This is a genomic window from Bartonella callosciuri, from assembly GCF_014203215.1.
Lineage (GTDB): Bacteria > Pseudomonadota > Alphaproteobacteria > Rhizobiales > Rhizobiaceae > Bartonella > Bartonella callosciuri.
Map to the genome: position 1 here is coordinate 249308 of NZ_JACHIM010000002.1, position 19592 is coordinate 268899.

At 34.8% G+C, this 19592-nt stretch carries 16 protein-coding genes and 1 tRNA gene; 8 read left to right on the forward strand and 9 right to left on the reverse strand.

Annotated features, from left to right (window positions below):
- Positions 1–308: 308 nt before the first annotated feature.
- The 5 genes from HNQ69_RS02975 to HNQ69_RS02995 all read right to left on the reverse strand — a co-directional run bounded on the left by HNQ69_RS02975 (position 309) and on the right by HNQ69_RS02995 (position 3972).
- A complete protein-coding gene (locus tag HNQ69_RS02975; protein WP_183228592.1) occupies positions 309–677 on the reverse strand; it encodes a hypothetical protein in 369 nt (122 codons plus the stop codon).
- 217 nt (positions 678–894) lie between these two features.
- On the reverse strand, positions 895–1254 hold the full coding sequence (locus tag HNQ69_RS02980; RefSeq protein WP_183228593.1) for a hypothetical protein: 360 nt from the start codon (positions 1252–1254) through the stop codon (positions 895–897).
- A 172-nt stretch (positions 1255–1426) separates the two neighbouring features.
- Positions 1427–1807, reverse strand: coding sequence for a hypothetical protein (locus HNQ69_RS02985; RefSeq protein ID WP_183228594.1), 381 nt, complete (start codon positions 1805–1807; stop codon positions 1427–1429).
- Between the two features lie 189 nt (positions 1808–1996).
- Entirely contained in the window at positions 1997–2335 is a 339-nt protein-coding gene (locus HNQ69_RS02990; protein WP_183228595.1) for a hypothetical protein, read from the reverse strand.
- 935 nt (positions 2336–3270) lie between these two features.
- Positions 3271–3972 carry an HAD family hydrolase gene (locus HNQ69_RS02995; RefSeq protein ID WP_183228596.1) on the reverse strand — a complete coding sequence of 234 codons (702 nt, stop codon included), beginning with the start codon at positions 3970–3972 and terminating at the stop codon, positions 3271–3273.
- 378 nt (positions 3973–4350) lie between these two features.
- Here HNQ69_RS02995 and HNQ69_RS03000 point away from each other — a divergent pair, with 378 nt between their 5' ends.
- Positions 4351–5439: a site-specific DNA-methyltransferase gene (locus tag HNQ69_RS03000; protein WP_425486673.1), complete on the forward strand. Its 1089-nt coding sequence runs from the start codon at positions 4351–4353 to the stop codon at positions 5437–5439.
- 311 nt (positions 5440–5750) lie between these two features.
- Here the strand turns inward: HNQ69_RS03000 and mutY are convergent, their stop codons facing one another.
- On the reverse strand, positions 5751–6809 hold the full coding sequence (mutY, locus tag HNQ69_RS03005; protein ID WP_183228598.1) for an A/G-specific adenine glycosylase: 1059 nt from the start codon (positions 6807–6809) through the stop codon (positions 5751–5753).
- 188 nt (positions 6810–6997) lie between these two features.
- Here mutY and HNQ69_RS03010 point away from each other — a divergent pair, with 188 nt between their 5' ends.
- The 3 genes from HNQ69_RS03010 (at position 6998) to ppdK (ending at position 11090) form a co-directional block, all read left to right on the forward strand.
- Complete coding sequence (locus HNQ69_RS03010) at positions 6998–7498, forward strand: DUF721 domain-containing protein (RefSeq protein WP_183228599.1); 501 nt, start codon at positions 6998–7000, stop codon at positions 7496–7498.
- Positions 7499–7582: 84 nt separating this feature from the next.
- The gene (locus tag HNQ69_RS03015; protein WP_183228600.1) at positions 7583–8242 is read left to right on the forward strand and encodes a DsbA family protein; all 660 of its coding nucleotides are present in this window, start codon (positions 7583–7585) and stop codon (positions 8240–8242) included.
- 181 nt (positions 8243–8423) lie between these two features.
- Positions 8424–11090: a pyruvate, phosphate dikinase gene (ppdK, locus tag HNQ69_RS03020; protein WP_183228601.1), complete on the forward strand. Its 2667-nt coding sequence runs from the start codon at positions 8424–8426 to the stop codon at positions 11088–11090.
- A 430-nt stretch (positions 11091–11520) separates the two neighbouring features.
- Here the strand turns inward: ppdK and HNQ69_RS03025 are convergent, their stop codons facing one another.
- Positions 11521–12366, reverse strand: a complete 846-nt coding sequence (locus HNQ69_RS03025) for a peptidoglycan-binding domain-containing protein (RefSeq protein ID WP_183228602.1) — start codon at positions 12364–12366, stop codon at positions 11521–11523.
- Between the two features lie 961 nt (positions 12367–13327).
- Here HNQ69_RS03025 and HNQ69_RS03030 point away from each other — a divergent pair.
- Both HNQ69_RS03030 and HNQ69_RS03035 read left to right on the forward strand, forming a co-directional pair.
- Positions 13328–13711 (forward strand): DUF5330 domain-containing protein, encoded by a 384-nt coding sequence (locus HNQ69_RS03030; RefSeq protein ID WP_183228603.1) that lies wholly within the window; start codon positions 13328–13330, stop codon positions 13709–13711.
- Positions 13712–13814: 103 nt separating this feature from the next.
- Positions 13815–14225 carry a SufE family protein gene (locus HNQ69_RS03035; RefSeq protein WP_183228604.1) on the forward strand — a complete coding sequence of 137 codons (411 nt, stop codon included), beginning with the start codon at positions 13815–13817 and terminating at the stop codon, positions 14223–14225.
- Between the two features lie 107 nt (positions 14226–14332).
- Here the strand turns inward: HNQ69_RS03035 and HNQ69_RS03040 are convergent, their stop codons facing one another.
- Positions 14333–14770, reverse strand: coding sequence for a Ros/MucR family transcriptional regulator (locus HNQ69_RS03040; RefSeq protein WP_183228605.1), 438 nt, complete (start codon positions 14768–14770; stop codon positions 14333–14335).
- A gap of 729 nt (positions 14771–15499) precedes the next feature.
- On the opposite strand from HNQ69_RS03040, the gene HNQ69_RS03045 reads away from it, so the two are divergent.
- The gene (locus tag HNQ69_RS03045; RefSeq protein WP_183228606.1) at positions 15500–17593 is read left to right on the forward strand and encodes a S9 family peptidase; all 2094 of its coding nucleotides are present in this window, start codon (positions 15500–15502) and stop codon (positions 17591–17593) included.
- 89 nt (positions 17594–17682) lie between these two features.
- On the opposite strand, the gene HNQ69_RS03050 is transcribed toward HNQ69_RS03045, so the two are convergent.
- Positions 17683–18285 (reverse strand): superoxide dismutase, encoded by a 603-nt coding sequence (locus tag HNQ69_RS03050; RefSeq protein ID WP_183228607.1) that lies wholly within the window; start codon positions 18283–18285, stop codon positions 17683–17685.
- Between the two features lie 916 nt (positions 18286–19201).
- Here HNQ69_RS03050 and HNQ69_RS03055 point away from each other — a divergent pair.
- Positions 19202–19276: transfer RNA gene (locus HNQ69_RS03055), tRNA-Gln, on the forward strand.
- Positions 19277–19592: the final 316 nt, after the last annotated feature.

Here is a 19592-nt window from a genome sequence, read left to right on the forward strand (position 1 = left end):
TTTTCTACTCTTATTTGTGTAGTCAAAAACGCATATGATAATCAAGTTCTTCTAGCTATGACATATGTTAGAAATTTTTCAGGGAACTTATAGTATTACGTGCGTCTATTGGGCATCCGGAGTTATCTTGTTTAGTGTAAATGATCAATTTTTTGCCGATAAGTATCTTATTTGTGCTACAAACTATTGTCGATAACGAACAAAGTTACCATGGACAGCACAAAAAACAGCTTGCCTAATTACTTTAAGGCAAGCCGCAATTTAAGCACTACTTTGTTTAATAAAAAATAACCGGATAGCTTTGAACTCTAGCGTTTTTTAACAGCACTTATTGCCCATCCAATTACCGCACTAAATATAGACATAACAAATCCAGTTAAAAAACCAAAACCTAAAGATCCTACTGTCGTAAAAATTCCTAGTGTAATGGGTTCAAACACTTTCTCGATTTTTCCTTCAATGGTAGCTTCATTTCCCGCTCCATGATTTATATCTGGAACATAGAAAGCAGCTATATTGATTGTTTTCTTCTTTCCCTGTTCCATTACGGAAACAGGAATATTCTCGTGTTGAGGATCGTTTTTCAAATGATTTGCATTAGCATTAACAACTTGTGAAAGAAAAAAAGCAGCCATTATAAAAATACGTAACATATGATTTTTAAGTAATTCTTCCATAATTTTACCTCAAATAATTTCTACTTTTACAGAAGTGAGCGAATATATCAGTACAGTTTGTAAACGCAGAGAGAGGTATACAAAACTGTTCCGGTCTTTCCTCACCCAAATTTAGTTAGTTATATGTTTTTCATATACATAACGTATTATATTTAGTGTTTTATTTTGATGTATTTTATGAAATCCATATTTAAACAGGGAATTTGATCAAGGATCATTATTTTTTGAAGTATGATACTATCGCACTTATTATAAGCCCTAGGAGCATGCCAATCATACTTGTTGCATATCCAGCAGCAATCCCGACACTAAAGGTTCCTAGTGTAATGGGCTCAAACACTTTCTCAATTTTTCCTTGAGCAACAGAGTTATTTTCCACTCCATAACTTAAACCTGGAACATAGAGAGCAGCTATATTAATTATTTTATTCTCTCTCTGTTCCATTACGGAAACAGGAATATTCTCGTGTTGAGGATTGTTTTTCAAATGATTTGCATTAGCATTAACCACTTGTGAAAGAAAAAAAGCAACTGCTGTAAAAATACTTAACACATAATTTCTAAATAATTTTACCATAATTATTACCTCAAATATTTTCTACTCTTATCGTAGGTGAGTGAATGCAATAGACTAAATGGACGCAAAGACTAAAATCTACCGCTTATATTCATCTACCTAAGATGGTGGAAATTTGCTACATTGTGTATTATTATAAATACTCATTTCTAGAGTATAATGCAGCTTTTTCTTAAAAAATTATACTTAACGGTTTTTTCTTAGACATGAATATTATCTCCTTTATCCATGCTGTTAGTGCTCCTATGAGATTTATTGCATATGTAGCAATCACCAACCCTGTTACTATCGTTACGGGTTCAATTACTTTTTCAATTTTTCCTTCAACGGTAGCTTTATTTTCTACTCCATAATTGACAGTTGAAACATAGAGATCAGTTATACCAGTTATGTTAGAAATTGGATTTCCCATTTGTTTCAGTATGTAATCAATAACATCTTCTTTTTGAGAGCTATTTCTCAAATGATTTGCATTAACATTCACAACTTGTGAAAGAAAAAAAGCAGCCACTATAAAAACACTTAATACATTGTTTTTAAAAACTTTTACCATAATTTCACCTCAAATATTTTTTAATTTAACCCAAATAGATAAATTCATTGAGTATAATTAGTAAGTCCAAAGGATGGTTGTCTTTGTAATAGTGTAAATAGTGGGTGTTTCATTATGCATCTTTGTAAAAAACAGAAAAACATATAATAGTTTCATTTTCTGGTCGTTTACGCTAAAATCTTTATTTATTTAAACAAAGAATGACACAATTTTGATTATCCAATCTATTAACGTGCTTATTGTATATCCACCTACCAAAATTCCAAATCCTAGGGCGAGAGGTCCAACTATTTTTTCAACATTTCCTTCAACGGCTGCTTCATTTCCTATTACGTCATTAAAACTATGGGTATAGAGAGCAGCTGTATTGAACACCTTATTTTTTTCTTGTTCCACTAAAGATACGGAGAAAGTTTCTTGTTGATAGCTACTTTTCAAGTAGTTTGCATTAACATTCGAGATTTGAAAAAGAGAAAAAGTGGCTGCTAGAAAAATACCCAACACGCGATTTTTAAATAAATTTACCATAATTATTACCTCAAATACTTTCTTTAATTTATATAATTAAATACGTTATTAAATTAATAAGCAAATATATAAATAAAATATAATTACTTTATAAGTTGCAATGTACATCATTATGTAATTTTAGTCAATAATAAAAATACATAATGATATATAATTATATTTGATTAATATGATATGTATTTATAAAAATAATTTTATTATTATTAAAAATATGTATTATGCTACTTACATGTAGTTATTAAACAATAGCATGGACAGAAAAATATTAATTATTATAATAATAAGCACAAAAAGGTTATTTTGTTTATTTATAAAATTTTTAATCTTTTCAAAAAGAGGGGGTATCGGGATTGTTATTGCAGGTTCTATGCGTTTTTTGATACATGCAGCTGTAAAATTGATTTTATAGGTTATACTTTAAAATCTTGATGGGATAAATTGATAGATCTTTCGTTCGGTCTTGAGTTAGTGTGCAGTGAGAAAGTGATATTGAGAATGAGAGTTTTTATGGGTTGATTGATTAAAACCATTCTCAATAAATCAAACACTGATTTTTTTATTGATGGAGTTTTTTCTATGACAATAGTTATTATGTGTTATAGGGGCTCTAAACTATATCACGTTATTCAATTTTTTTACTTACTTGTGTTCTTATTGCCGAAAGGAGCATGATTCATCCTCAATTATATCAGTTTCGAGTGATGTTATGGAATGGATCCGAAACAAAATGTATAGTTTATTTCAGAATAGAATTGGATAAGGATGAAGATCTTACTGAATTATAATAATGGTGTTGCATACTGTTCATCATATGCAGCTAATATATTATATTTTAATGTCTAAGATTTTGTGGGTCACTTTAATCGGAGCAAGGGAATTTTGGTAAAAAGATTATTGAGGGAGTTTATAAGCTGATATACACGTAAGAGATTTTTTTATGGTAAATCTCGCCATACTGCCATTGCCTCTAAGACTTCTCCTAAATGAGCATGTTTAGCAATAACCGTTTCAGCACCCGCCTCTGCCAGTACATTAGAGTGCCCAAGATAGCTATGTGATCCTCCAGTAAAGCCTATGACGCGCATACCTGCTGCTGATGCAGCATGTACGCCATGTAGTGAATCTTCTATAACAATAGTATTTGTCGGCTTTACATGTAATTGTTGTGCGGTAAAAAGAAAAACATCCGGCGCTGGTTTCGTTTTTTTTGTTCCAACTTCGGGAGCAGAAAATATTTTGTCTTTACCATCAAAAAGATCGTAGAGATCAACGGTGGTGAGCATTTCTTTTATATCAGTGCTCTTTGCATTAGAGCAGATACAGTAGGGATAGCGCGTTTGAATGATTTCTATTGCTTCTCTTATACCATCAATAGCATGTAATTCGGTTTTTATCTGTGCTCGAAAAAGATCTGACATTTGATCTATGAGATGCGCAGAAATCGGTTTTTCTGTTTCCTTTTCAATTTGTTTAAGGATATCGCAAAAAATAAGTCCCGCATAACGCTTACTCAATTCTTCAGGAGATATTTCATATCCTGTTTGTGTAATTAATTGAGATCCAATTTTTGCTGCGAGGTACTCAGAGTCTACTAGAACTCCATCACAATCAAAAATAATGAGATCTATCTGAGGCATGAGATATTCCTTTACACATGATTTACAGTTCAAAAACTTTTATGAAAATACCATTGAGAGTACTTTATTTCATAAAAATATGCTTTGAAAGTGATTCTTATTCATTTGATACAATAAAGGTTATGAGAAAGTACATTGAAAGGAAGAAAAATAAGTATTTGTCAGTATAAAATTTCTTTAAGTTTTATGAAAGAATAAAAACGAACATTAATTTTGCAAGGATTTAACGATACGTTTACTCTATTTTGTAAATATGAGCTGGTCGTGGTGAGCCTATAAACCATTTTAATTTATTATAGGGCAAATTCAGTTCATTTTTTTGGGTTTTTTATGACAGTTATTCAGCTTCAAAAAGATTTTGTTCGTACTCCATCACAGATGTTATGGCGCAATAAAATTTTTAAAGGGGATTGTGTTGCGGTACTGGAAAAATTTCCAAAACATTCAGTTGATGTGATTTTTGCAGATCCTCCCTATAATTTGCAATTGGATGGTGCTTTATATCGTCCAGATCATTCGCTTGTTGATGCGGTCGATGATGCATGGGATCATTTTGAGAATTTTGCTGCTTATGATGCTTTTACGCGCGCATGGTTGCTTGCGTGTCGTCGTGTTTTAAAACCGAACGGGACACTTTGGGTTATAGGATCTTACCATAATATTTTTCGGGTTGGTACGGCATTACAAGATTTAGGTTTTTGGATACTTAACGATATCATTTGGCGTAAAAATAATCCCATGCCTAATTTTCGGGGACGCCGTTTTCAAAATGCCCATGAGACACTTATTTGGGCTGTTCGAGACCAAAAAGATAAAAAATACACATTTAATTATGATGCTTTAAAAGCTGCGAATGAAGATTTACAGATGCGTTCAGATTGGCTTTTCCCTCTCTGTACTGGAGCTGAACGTTTAAAAGATGAGGCAGGGCGTAAATTGCATCCAACCCAAAAACCACAGGCGTTATTAGCCCGTATTATTATGGCTTCTACTAAGCCTGGCGATGTCATTCTTGATCCGTTTTTTGGTTCGGGAACAACAGGCGCTGTTGCCAAACTTTTAGGGCGTGATTTTGTGGGTATTGAACGCGAGCAAGACTACATTGATGCAGCATGTGAGAGGATTGCTGTGGTTAAACCTTTAGAAAAACCAGAATTAGCAGTTTTGGATAGAAAAAAAGCAGAACCACGGGTAGCATTCAACAGTTTGATTGAGGCAGGCTTACTCCATCCAGGAGAAGTTCTTTATGATCGCAAAAAGCAAGTGTCTGCTATTGTAAGGGCCGATGGCACAATCATGCATGCTGGTGAAGCTGGTTCTATTCATGCAATGGGGCGAAAAGCTCAAGATTCACAAAGCTGTAACGGTTGGACTTTTTGGTATTATCAGGAAAATGGGCGGTTGAAATCAATAGATAATTTAAGAATGATAATACGCTCACAGATGTTAAAAACTGGTGTTCTATGAAATACTAAACCGACAGTATCTTTATATAGATCAACTTCCAATATGTGCTTTTGTACTTAGACGATTGATAAAGAGGAGCAGTTACTCCTTTCTTCAACGTTTTTTATTCACACACTGAGCCCGCTTGTAACATGCGAGTGAGCAATTTTTTCGTGATCCATTATAAAAGGGACTGAAATGAGAAAATCTCACTATATTCGAGGTTTTTATTTAAACCGTGAAATAGTGAATGATCATTAATCAATTAATGCGTTTTATAAAAAATGAAACATTGCATCTTAAACTAAAAATTCATTTTTTGGTGACGAGGGTTACTTTAATCTAAAGGAATTTGGAATCGCTATGGAAATAGCTTTTTTCATAACTGTAGGAAGTGCTTCTTCGGCAAGGTGCTGGATATCGCACCACCAGCCATTTTTAAGATTCATTTCATGAACACTGTTGATATAGTAAACGTTAAGTTTCAGAGAAAAGTGGGTAAAAACATGTGTAATTTGTCCTTTAAATTGCCAGTCGGCGGTGAAAGGAGCGTTTTGAAGTCCGTTTTCGTTGTTTATTCCGATATCATTAGGAATTTGGGTCATTCCACCGAGTAGTTTTTGCCCCTGTCGTTTTTCCAAATAAATTTGCTTATTTTCATTAAGGATAACAAAAGCAGCACCAGTTTTTAAAGGGCGTTCTTTTTTAGGAGTTTTGACTGGAAAAGACTCAGTTATTTGCATCTTGGCAGCTTTGCACAAACTTTGAAGAGGACAAAGGTAACAAGATGGTTTTCTTGGTGTACAAATGATTGCTCCTAGATCCATCATTGCTTGAGCAAAGTCGCCAGGGCGATTTAAAGGAGTAATTTCTTGTGTTTTTTCTTTAATTTCAGTTTTTGCTTTTTTTAGTATTGAGGTAATTGCAAATAAGCGGGTTACCACACGTTCTACATTACTATCAACAACTGCTACAGGATGATTAAAAGCAATTGCGGCAATCGCTGCGGCAGTGTAGTCTCCAATACCCGAGAGAGTCCGTAATGCTTTTACGGATTGTGGAAATTGTCCTTGGTAGTTTTCCACAAGCTGTTGAGCACAACTTCTAAGATTACGTGCACGTGAATAATAACCAAGTCCAGCCCATGCTTTCATAATATCATCTTGTGAGGCTTTTGCTAAAGAAGCAAGGTCAGGCCAAAGTTTCAGAAATTTTTGAAAATAAGGTTTCACGGCTTCGACGGTTGTTTGTTGAAGCATGACTTCAGAAAGCCAAACGCGATAGGGATCAGGGCGGATGCCTTGTGCTTGTTCTTTAGGGGTAATACGCCATGGTAAATATCGTTGCTTTTGATCGTACCAAGAAAGGAGGTGCGAAGAAATTTCATGCATGGTTGCTTTCAATCATAGGCAGATATAAAATGCAAAAGAAAAAAATTATTTGCTTTGCTAATTCATGGTTCATTTTGCTTCTTAAACGAGAACTAGATTTTGTTGATAAAGGATGCGTTTTTCAGGTAAGAGTTTTTATATAAAGAAAAAATTTCTATAATGATATGATTGAAAGATAGCCTAGAAAAATGAGCAAACAAGTTAAGAAACGCCATTTTTACTCTCTTTCTGAGACGGTATCTAAAATACTTGATCCGGTTCTACGCAAACGGACAGGACTCAATGTAGCGCTTATAGAAAATTGGCCCCAAATTGCAGGTTATGATATCAGTGAAAACACCATGCCACTTAAAATTATTTGGAAATCTCATGCCGATCAAGATGAAGTTTTTCGACCAGCAACACTTATTGTGGCATGTGAAGGATTTGCTGCCTTAAAATTGATGCATGAAACAGATGAATTGCTCCGTAGAATTAATGTTTTTTTTGGATATATTGCTATTGACCGTATCAAGATTGAGCAAAGGTATAGATCTCTCTTGACGAATCACTTGCCAATGAAGCTACCTCCGAATGAAAAAGATAAAAAGCGTCTAGAAAAAATGCTTCAGGAAATTGAAGATAAAAGTTTACGCCAATCACTTTATAAACTTGGCTGTTGCATTTTTTGGGAAAAAAATAATAAATAGCAAGATATTTTATATGTTTTCTTTTAGTATATATGGGCAAATGTTCAATTCTTCTTCGTTTATAACAACAGAAAAGTATTATCTATGATAAAATTTCGTTCTTTTTTGTCTTTCGGGATCATTTTTCTCTTAATGGCAGCTCTAAAAATTAGTGCAACGGTTGTTGTCGCTAGTAGCGTCAAACCACCAGCTGCAACTGTCGATATGGCTAAGCTCCTGCAATCGGGAAAAGTGAAGGATCGGTTTGAGGGAGAGGTGAATGCACCAGTAACAATTATTGAATATGCTTCTTTGACATGTATTCATTGTGCGCATTTTTATAATGATATCCTTCCTCAGCTTCGTAAAAAATATATCAGAACAGGGAAAGTAAAACTTATTTTCCGCGAATATGCTTTTGATCCTCGGGCGACAGCAGGTTTTATGTTGGCGCGGTGTGCACCAGAAGATCGCTATTTTCCTTTGATAGAAGTTTTATTTCAAAAACAGCATGAATGGGTTTGGGGACGAGATGCTTTGATACCATTGAAGAAAATTAGCTTAATGGCGGGTTTTACGGATGAAAGTTTTAATACTTGTTTGAAAAATCAGACCATTTTAGATGAAGTGAATGCATCTTTTGAGCGTGGTAAAGAGCTTGGTGTTACAGCAACACCTACTTTTTTTATCAATGGTAGTAAATATGAAGGGGCTATGTCAGTAGAAGACTTCTTTTCGGTGATTGATAGTTTTCTTAAAAACTAAATTTTTCTTACAAAAGATGTATCTTGATACTTGTGAGCATTTCCCTTTTTGGAGGGGTGGTTTTTGTGCATTTCTGGGGCAATATTTTCTTTGGTTTGACCAATTTTGAAGAGAATTATTACTTTTGATGGTGGGCTCGGATCAAATGGTGTTTTAGTGCTGATATGAGAGGACTTGTGTGATGACAAAGTGGGTTTATAGTTTTGGGAATGGCAGTGCAGAAGGAAGTGCAAGTCAGCGCAGTCTTCTTGGTGGCAAAGGGGCTAATTTGGCCGAAATGAGTAATCTTGGCCTGCCTGTCCCGCCTGGATTTACCCTTACAACAGAAGTTTGTAATTTTTATTATGCACATGACAAATCATATCCAGAAGAATTACAGAAAGTTGTTAAGCAAGCACTTAAGCGCGTTGGTGAACAAACAGAACGTGAATTTGGAAATGAAAAAAGGCCACTTTTACTTTCTGTTCGCTCAGGAGCTCGGGCTTCTATGCCAGGGATGATGGATACAGTGCTTAACCTTGGTATGAATGATAAGACTGTAAAAGCAATTGCTTTACAAGCCAATAATGAACGTTTTGCTTATGACAGTTATCGCCGTTTTATCCAAATGTATTCTAATGTTGTTTTGGGATTAGACCATTCGTATTTCGAAGAGATACTTGATGAAACAAAAGCACGTAATGGTTATATTGTTGATACAGAAATGACAGCAGATGATTGGAAAGATGTTATTATTTCTTATAAAGCATATGTTGAAGAAAAATTAGGAAAGCCTTTTCCACAAGATCCTGAACAACAGTTATGGGAAGCGATTGGAGCAGTTTTTTCAAGTTGGATGACAGCGCGTGCAGTTACTTATCGCCGTTTACATAATATTCCTGAAAGTTGGGGCACGGCAGTTAATGTGCAAGCCATGGTTTTTGGCAATATGGGTGAAGATTCGGCAACAGGTGTTGCTTTCACACGTAATCCGTCTACGGGACAAAAAGAGCTTTACGGTGAGTTTTTAGTGGATGCGCAGGGTGAAGATGTTGTGGCAGGCACTCGAACTCCCCAAAATATTACAGAAAATGCACGTATTGTTGCAGGCTCAAATAAGCCATCTTTAGAAGAAATCATGCCAGAAGCTTTTGGAAAACTGTGTCAGATCGCGCAGAAGCTTGAACAGCATTATCGGGATATGCAAGATCTGGAATTTACAATTGAAAAAGGCAAATTATGGATGTTGCAGACTCGCTCAGGAAAGCGAACAGCTCGTGCAGCTTTAAAAATGGCGATTGAAATGGTTGAGGAGGGATTGATAAGTCGTGAAGAGGCGGTGATGCGAATCGATGCAAAATCGCTTGATCAACTTTTACACCCGACTCTTGATCCCAAAGCAAAACGTTTTGTCATTGCTCGTGGCTTACCTGCTTCTCCGGGAGCGGCAATGGGTGAGATTGTTTTTACTTCGGAAGAGGCGGAAACGGCATCGGCAGAAGGCCGCAAAGTTATTTTGGTGCGTGTAGAGACAAGTCCAGAAGATATTCATGGGATGCATGCTGCAGAAGGGATTTTAACAACGCGCGGTGGTATGACAAGTCATGCTGCTGTTGTCGCGCGCGGTATGGGAAAGCCATGTATTTCTGGTGCTGGTAATATACGGATTGATTATAATACAAACACAATGTTTGCTTCAGGACAAAGTTTTAAAAAGGGTGATATTATTACGATTGATGGTGGAAGTGGGGAAATTTTAAAAGGAAGGGTTGCAATGTTGCAACCTGAGCTTTGTGGAGATTTTGCAAAATTGATGGAGTGGGCTGATGGAATGCGGCGTCTAAGAGTTCGCGCCAATGCTGAGACACCATCTGATGCACGTATGGGGCGTTCCTTTGGGGCTGAAGGTATTGGACTTTGCCGTACGGAACATATGTTTTTTTCTGGTGAACGTATTGTTGCCATGCGGGAAATGATTTTAAGTAATGATGAAAGTGGTCGTCGTAAAGCATTGGATAAACTTTTGCCAATGCAACGCTCAGACTTTACGGAATTGTTTGAAATTATGTGTGGTTTACCTGTTACTATCCGCTTGCTAGATCCACCACTCCATGAATTTTTACCAAAAACGGATGCTGAAATTCTTGATGTTGCAACGGTTATGGGAGTTTCTGTTAGAGTGCTTTCTGAACGCGCACAGCAGTTGCACGAATTTAATCCTATGCTTGGATTACGAGGATGCCGTTTAGCGATTACTTATCCAGAAATTGCAGAAATGCAAGCGCGGGCGATTTTTGAAGCAGCAGCACAAGCTGCTGAAAAAACTGGATCTCCTGTTATGCTTGAAATTATGGTGCCGCTTATAGCCCTTAAATCTGAACTTGATTTTGTTAAAGCTCGTATTGATCAGATAGCTGATGAAGTGATGAAAAAAAAAGAAATCACTATTCAGTACATGGTTGGAACGATGATTGAGCTTCCAAGAGCAGCTCTTCGGGCAGATGAAATTGCACAAACTGCTGAGTTTTTTTCATTTGGTACAAACGATTTGACGCAAACTGCTTTTGGAATTTCACGTGATGATGCCGCTCCCTTTTTGGAAACCTATTTTCAAAAAGGGCTTTTAGAACAAGATCCTTTCGTATCTATTGATCGTGATGGGGTAGGGGAGCTTATTGCTATTGCTGCACAGCGTGGTCGTTCACAGCGTAGAAAACTTAAACTAGGAATTTGTGGTGAACACGGAGGCGATCCTGCTTCTATTACTTTATGTGAAGAAAATAATCTGGATTATGTGTCATGTTCTCCTTTTCGGGTACCGATTGCACGTTTAGCAGCAGCACAATCGGCAATTACAAAAAAGACATAAAGGTTTTGGGGATATTTTCATTGTGTGGCCGCTGTTCTTACATGTAGACTCTTCATAATAAGCATATTTATTTGTTTCTTAAATATTTTTATTCATACCTAATCCCTCTTGTAATGTGCAAGCGAACGATCTTTTTGATTTATGATAAGGGGGGAATGATAAGGAAATATTGCTGTATTAAGCACTTTTTTCAAGTTGCAAAAAAGAAGAGTTATCTTTGTAAATCAATGTGTTGATTGGGAGACGCAGAATAAATTGTATGTATTCTTCTTTTTCTTCAAGAAAAGGATAAAAATACAGGACATACCATAATTGTATATGTGGGAGATGGGACAGTGTACTTTGATGTATTCATAGGAAAAGGGATAAGGTGGGATAGTAAATTATTGCCATAGTTTCAGTGTTTGCTTTATAAGATAGAGGCTTATCTTCAATTTAACAAACCAACTTCACGCATTTTCATCAAAACTGTATGATCAATCTTACCTGTTATGGGAAGATCAAACATTTTTTGAAACTGTCTTAAGGCTTCTATTGTCTTTTGGTCCTCTACACCTGTGACAATAACTTCCTGATTACCAAAAAGACGTAAAGCTTTTTGCACTTGTATAATATCTGCAACAGGAGGCACTAAAACAGTTTCTTTTGAGAGAGATATATCTTTAGTTTTTGTTGTCTCATTTGCCATTTCCATTTCGCTACGCTTAATTAATACCGCAATTTCATCTATTTCCGGTTTGGATAAACTATTGTTTTGTTTTTCCTGGGCGGCTTGTTGTTTCCATAGTGCTATGGCACGAAGCATTTTAGGTCCTTCTAACCCATCTAAAGGACCATTATAAAGCCCTAGTTTTGCCAGCTTTTTTTGTATTTTTAGGGTATTTTCTGTGGGAGAATGTGAAGATAAATTTGTGCGTAGGTTGTTTGGAAAAGGTACAGAAGTAGCACGAGAAAGTGTGTGAAGTGTTTCTTTTTTTGCAGATAAAGTAGAGTTTTGCTCAATCTCTGGAGCAAATGTGAATTTCGTTTTAGGAAAAACATCCTGATACGTTGTTGTTTGCAAAAATAAAGCATTAACAGAAAAAAATACAAAACTAATATTAAAAAGAAAGAATCCAACAAAAAACAAAGCATTTTTGCGTGTATAGAAGTAAAGTGTTTTTGCTATCCAAAAAAGAAAGCGACCACTGATAAGAAGAACTGTTATAACAATACTACTGTGGTATTTACGCTTTTTTACGTTTTTTGTTCTGCGAGTCTTTCGTTTTTTTGTCATTATTTTTATTTTTTATTTCCAATTGTGATTGTTTCTTACATAGAAACAAAAATAAATTATTCTCACTTTCAGAGAGAGGAAGATATATGTCGCATTGTTGCCTCTTTTTTCAAATTGTTAAAATGAGAAGGTTTGGCGTATCAATGTCTAAGCTGATAAATCAATAATAGCCCTCATCCATTTTTCTTAATTTCATATTCTGAAGCATTTTTAGAATGTATAAAAAGAGCATCCACCTCTGCAATATCATCTTTATGCTTGCAAGTCATATCGTCATCTAAACTGAAAGTGCTCTGTCATTTCCTCATTTTTTGCAATAGATTTTGGAGTATGTGAGATCAATTTGAAACAAATTTGCCTATCACGTTGCAGAGATTATGGTAGTGCATATCTCTTTCAAATGTCTTACATATATGATGTTATGAGACATCATTGTCTTCCAATATCATATCTACTCTTAGTATAAATCTACTCTACTAATATTCAATAAATTTTATAAATATCAACTGAAGTGATTTTTAAAAATCTGCAAAAGAATAGATTTCTTGCTTCATCTTTGTAATTTTATATTTATGCTTTTTTGTGAAACAGGAAATTGCAACCTGTATTGGATAGTAACCTAACCATCACGCATTACCATAGTTATCAGCTATTGTTTTTTACGTAGTATCTTTGTTCTCAATGTATGTAATGAGAGTACAGGTTCACATATTTTCAACGCTTTTATTTTTTACGGTATAATTCTGATTTTCACGTTCTAAGGAAAGGATAAGACGTCTCGTTTTTGTACAGCTGTATCATATATTATAATGACATCATTAATACTACGAACATTAATACTACGAACGCTGATAAGCGATTGCTCAATTCTATAAAAGACTAATTTTATAAATTTTTTATAAAGAAGAAGAGTATAGACTGCTTTTCTGTTTCATTTATAACTGCGGTAAATTGGCTGCTCATGATACGTTTTTTGATCAAATTATCATTTTTTTTGTTTTTTGTTTTTGTCATTGTTTCATTTTTTGTAGCAAAGCCGAGCACTAATCATTCTTCTCCTCAAAGAAATAGTGAAACAACAACGAGTGAAGCGATTATTGCTTTTAAGGAATTTTTAAATGATTTAGGAACGTTCTGTGACCGTAATGTAAAAGCCTGTAAAGTTGGGAAGTCCTTTTTAAGTTCACTTGGCGAACGCGCATATTATGGTGCAAAGGTAGCTTACGAATATTTGGGACGCATATTGAATGACAAAAATATGGCAGCTCGCCCAAATGTTAAGTCTAAGATGGGAACACAAGAGTCGGTACGACAACAGAAACATACTGCCTTACCGTTGAAATAAAGATTTTTAACGTTCATCATTGGTGTTATGTTAAGAAAATAAGCACTTATCTACCATCTAAATACATACAGTATGATCATTAAGACAAAACAGGACTGAGATTATGGCAGAAACGATCGATAATATTATAGAGAACTTTTCTCTTCTGGATAATTGGGAAGATCGTTATCGTTATGTGATTGAACTTGGCCACGAACTACCACCTTTTCCGGAAAGTGCTCGAAATGATTCTCACAAAGTGCCTGGGTGTGTTAGCCAAGTATGGCTTTTATCTTCACGTAGTAATTCAGAAAATCCAATATTAACCTTTCAAGGTGATTCTGATGCCCATATTGTGCGTGGGCTTATCTACATTCTTCTTGCCTTCTATTCAGGAAAAAAAGCTTCTGAAATTCGCAATGCCAATGTTGAAGAACTCTTCGAAAAACTTGGTTTAAATGAAAACCTTACACCACAACGATCAAATGGTCTTAAATCGATGATTGAACAGATTCGTAAAGAGAGTTATGTATAATATAAAAGAGCCCCCTCGTCGCAAACATTAAACAAAAACTCCATATGAAATCTAACTGTTAAAAAGTGCTTTAATATACTACAGATAACCATTTTTGAAAAACAAAATCACTTGGTTTTCTTCCCTTTGCTTTTACGTCCAAGCCCCATTTCCTTCGCCAAAGCTGAGCGTGCTTTTGCATAGTTAGGTGCAACCATAGGATAAGAACTATCTAACTGCCACTTTTCACGATATTCTTCTGGCAACATTCCATAATGTGTCATAAGATGACGCTTTAAAGATTTAAATTTTTTACCATCTTCAAGACAGATGAGATAATCCGGGAAAATTGAACGTTTTGGGTTAACGGCTGGCCTTTGCTTTTCAACTTCGATTTCTGTTAATTCTACATTCCCCGCTTTACAAAAAGCGGCATGAACATCAGCAATTAAACTTGGCACCTCAGTCGGTCGGATAGAATTGTTACTTACATAGGCAGCAACGATATCAGCAACCAATGTAATAACTAAATTGCTTTCAGTCTCTAAGACTGGACGATGTTCCATTCTTGTTTCCTTTAATTTAAAATTGAGTAATTTAAAATCGAGATATAGCACATATACTCATAATACAGAGATCGCATGCACATAGATCTCATATTGTACAAAAATCTTTTTTGTCAATTCAATTATTCTATAAAATTGCCAAAACACAAAAAAATCAAACAAATACCTATTTTTAGTCATAATATTCGATAAGAAGAGCCAGTTTCTTACCTATTGAAAGATATCCTTATTCTATAAAAAATCATGTACAAATAAAAGTATATAACGAATGTAGAAAATAATATAGCATAAATATATTTATTTACATAATAATATAGAAATAAAAAATAAAATATACATTAAAATTAGATAATATATGAAATAATATACAATAATATATAAATGCAAATAAAAAATATTTTATATTACCAATTTATAATACTGATATAATAAAATTTTTCTAAAATAAATTTTTATTGTATATATTTGAAAATCAACTACACAGTTTAAAAAAATTCAATTTCCACTGCCAAATAGCTTAATTTTTTCTGCCTGTCACTTCAAAAGTAGCATACTTCTCATAGAAGACGAGAGTTGTGATATGCAATGAAGGGAGTGCAAAATATTATTATAGGAACTGTTACAGCTTTATTTGGGCAAGTAAACGGAATTTACAGATTTACGCACTTGCATAAATGATATGATTCTAAATATAAATGAAACCCTCAATATCTTTTAATAGGATCGTGTATGACCTGCTCTTTTGTACTTCCCCCTAAAGCACCCAAAATTGCTTATCAAGAAAAACATCACGGTATTTGTCGTGATGATCCTTATCATTGGCTACGTGCATCTAATTGGCAGGATGTTTTTAAAAATCCGAACTGTCTTGATGCAAACATTCGGCATTATCTCGAAAATGAAAATGCTTATCAAGCTACTCAAATGGCTGATACAAAATCGTTACAAGATTTACTTTTTACCGAAATGAAAGGTCGCATCCAAGAGACTGACAGTTCTGTTCCTATCAAACATGGACCTTTTGCTTACGGATTTTCTTATGTCACGGGAGGTCAACAACCACATTATTTTCGTACACCAAAAAATGGCGGGGAAAAAAACATTTACCTGAATGGGGATGCTTTGGCTGAAGGTAAAGAGTATTTCAATTTTGGTTTAGTTCAAGAATCTCCCGATCATACACATGTTGTATGGACTTATGATGACAAAGGATCAGAATTTTACACAGCTAAAGTTCGTAATTTGGAAACAGTATCTGACTGTATGGACATAATTACTGATACATCTGGACAGATTGTGTGGGATGCTAAATCGGAAGGTTTTTTTTATACTAGAATGGATGAAAATCATCGTCCTTCTGAGCTCTATTATCACCGATTAAACACTGACCAATCGCAAGATAAGCTTATTTTTCGTGAAGATAATCCAGGTTTTTTTTTACATGTAAGCGGTTCCAAGCTTAATGATGTTATTTACATTAATATTCATGATCATGAAACATCCGAGATATGGTTGATTCCTGCTGAATCACCTTTTACTGCTCCCCAATGTGTACGGAAGCGACAAAAAGGTATTGAATATTCACTTACAGAAGGTGGTGATGTTTTTTATATTCTGACCAATCTAGATAATGCAAAAGATTTCAAGATTATGGTAGCGCCTTATAAAGCTCCACAATCAGAAAATTGGTCTGAACTTGTGCCACATCAACTTGGGTGCCTGATATTGTCCCATGATGCTTATCAGGATTTTCTTATTTGGCTTGAACGTTTTGAAGGGCTTCCTCGCATAAAAGTTATGGAGCGTACTACTAAGAAAATTCATTCCATTTCTTTTTCTGAAGAGGCTTATTCTTTAGGTTTACAAGGTGCTGCAGAATATAATAGCCCGACCCTTCGCTTTTCCTATTCGTCTATGACAACACCTGATCAAGTGTTTGACTATGAGATGAAGAGTCGTAAACGGACGCTTCTAAAAACGCAAATAATTCCTTCTGGGCATAGTAAAAATGAGTATGTCACACGACGTATTACAGCAATAGCAGACGATGGTGAGAAGATTCCTATTTCACTTTTTTATCACAAAACAACAGCTCTTAATGGAAGTGCACCCTGTTTACTTTACGGTTATGGTGCCTATGGAATTTCTATTCCAGTCAGTTTTAATAGCAATGTTCTTTCTTTGGTTAATAGAGGTTTTATTTACGCTATTGCTCACATTCGTGGAGGAAAGGAAAAGGGAGTTGAATGGTATGAAAAAGGAAAGCACCGCTTTAAATGTAATACATTCACAGATTTTATTGCTTGTGGCCGTTACCTTGTAAACAATAAATTCACTTCGCATGATCGATTGATTGCTCACGGTGGTTCAGCAGGAGGAATGTTGATGGGGGCTATTGCCAATATAGCTCCACAGGATTTTGCTGGAATCGTAGCCAATGTACCTTTTGTTGATGTTTTAACGACCATGTTAGACGATTCATTGCCGCTAACGCCTCCAGAGTGGCCTGAATGGGGAAACCCTCTTGAATCAGAAGAGGATTACAACCTTATTGCCTCCTATTCACCTTACGATAATGTTAAAGCTCAAAAATATCCTCCTATACTTGTAATTACAGGATTAACAGATCCTCGTGTAACCTACTGGGAACCTGCAAAGTGGGTAGCAAAATTACGAGACTTAAAAACAGATGATAATGCAATTTTATTTCGCGTTAATATGAACTCAGGTCATGCAGGTGCAGCTGGACGTTTTTCAAAATTGGAAGAAGTCGCATATATCTACGCATATATCCTAAAGCTTGTGGGAAAAAACCACGGTTAATTTAAACATTTTTATCTTCTTAAAAGTTAAAAGGCTCCATAATTCATTCACTTATGAAGCCTTTGATAAAGAAAATGAAAGAACTAAGTTTAAAATCCACAATCTTCATAAAGTTTCAAAACATAATCCCAATTAATTAAATGATCTACGAAAGCTTCGATATATTTGGGGCGTGCATTGCGATAATCAATGTAATAAGAATGTTCCCAAACATCTACACCTAAAATAGGTCGGGCATCGTGAATCAAAGGATTTTCACCATTAGGTGTTTTCATAATTTCAAGCTTACCATCTTTGACAGCAATCCATGCCCATCCAGAACCAAATTGGGCAACGGCAGCCGCAACAAAATCAGCGCGGAATTTATCATAACCACCTAGGTCAGTTTCAATAGCCTTTGCTAACTTTTCAGGCAGATTTTTACCACCACCGCCTTTTTTCATCCAAAGCCAAAAATGGTTATGATTGTAATATTGCGCTGCATTGTTAAACAAACCAACATTTTTTCCAAAATTTTTTTTAATAATATCTTCAAGGCTTTCATTTTCTAAGCCTAAATCTTTCACAAAATTGTTAGTATTTGTAAGATAAGCAAGGTGATGCTTATCATGATGATATTCCAGTGTTTCGCGTGACATATAAGGCGAAAGGGCGTCATAATCATAAGGCAACTCAGCCAATTTAAAAGCCATTAAAAATCTCCTCGATTCTAATTGTTAAGCTCACTCCACAAATCTAATTTGCCATTTAAAGTATCTAAAAGCAAATGTTGAATATCTATTTGTATTAAATTAATTTTGATGACCACTTCTTTATAAAGGTGTTTTTTCTGTATGTAGGTGCTTAATCAATTCAAATATTATTGATTTATATAATATTTCTTTTGAAGAAATTTTTACATACGTAGACTAACAAAAATACATTTTTTAAAAGAATGATGTACTATTTCATTAAAAGGCATCAAAAGCAATTTAGATAGCTGTCAGCTCTTGTTTTTGTTACCTACAATATTTTCCACACAAAATGTCTCTCATGTTTGAAAGTTCTTCTCAGCTTATTCATAGGAGTTTATTACTGCTTTTATCACAGTTTTTGCACAGACTTTAGAAATATCGCATAAGATCAATTATAATTAAAAGTTTGCACATATTGACCAAAAATGTGCTTATTTATGATAAGCTAATCGTATTTGTACGCATTATTGCTCCAATTTGTAAGTGGGGAAGAGGCGTATTGTATGATAAAACGAGCCAACATCACAGATGTGGTTAAGAAAACAAAAAGCTTTTGACGCACGAAGCACCTCTGTTCTCCTACTCATCTAAAAGACTTAGATTTTGATATATCAAGAAAAATGCAATCCACAAAGAATCCATTAGATACATAAAATATAGAATTATACAAAATAAATGATAGAGAAATGGCTGTTTTTTTTGTGTTAGGGTTGTGAAGAGATGCAGATTCTGTTACAAATTTTTTACGAATGCAATATTAATAGGCTTTCAAAACTTTATGATAAAAAATTAAAAGCTTTAATTTTCAGATATTGCGCACAATTACAGGAATCGCTATAAGGTTACAGAGGTAGGTGTGGGCATGTTTCTCTTTTGGGGTATAGCCAAGCGGTAAGGCACCGGTTTTTGGTACCGGCATTCCCTGGTTCGAATCCAGGTACCCCAGCCAGTCTTTAATGAAATTAAATAAAGATTCAGCAATTTGAAGAATTTGATTCAACAAATTTACTTTTTATCAATCCCAAACCTTTTTATAACTTTTTCATTTTGATTTTTTTGCTAGCTGTTTTCTGTTATTTGAAAAGAAAACAGAGTAGTAACATAGAGATTGTCTATATGCTGAGAAAGTAAGATGCAGTTGAAAGTTTGCCTGAAAAATAAATGACGCGATCTAGTGCATGTGCACAAAATGATAGCAATGAGACTGAGTTCAATGACAGTATAAATATATTTTTTAGATCTTTATGAAGATGTAATTTTCTGCT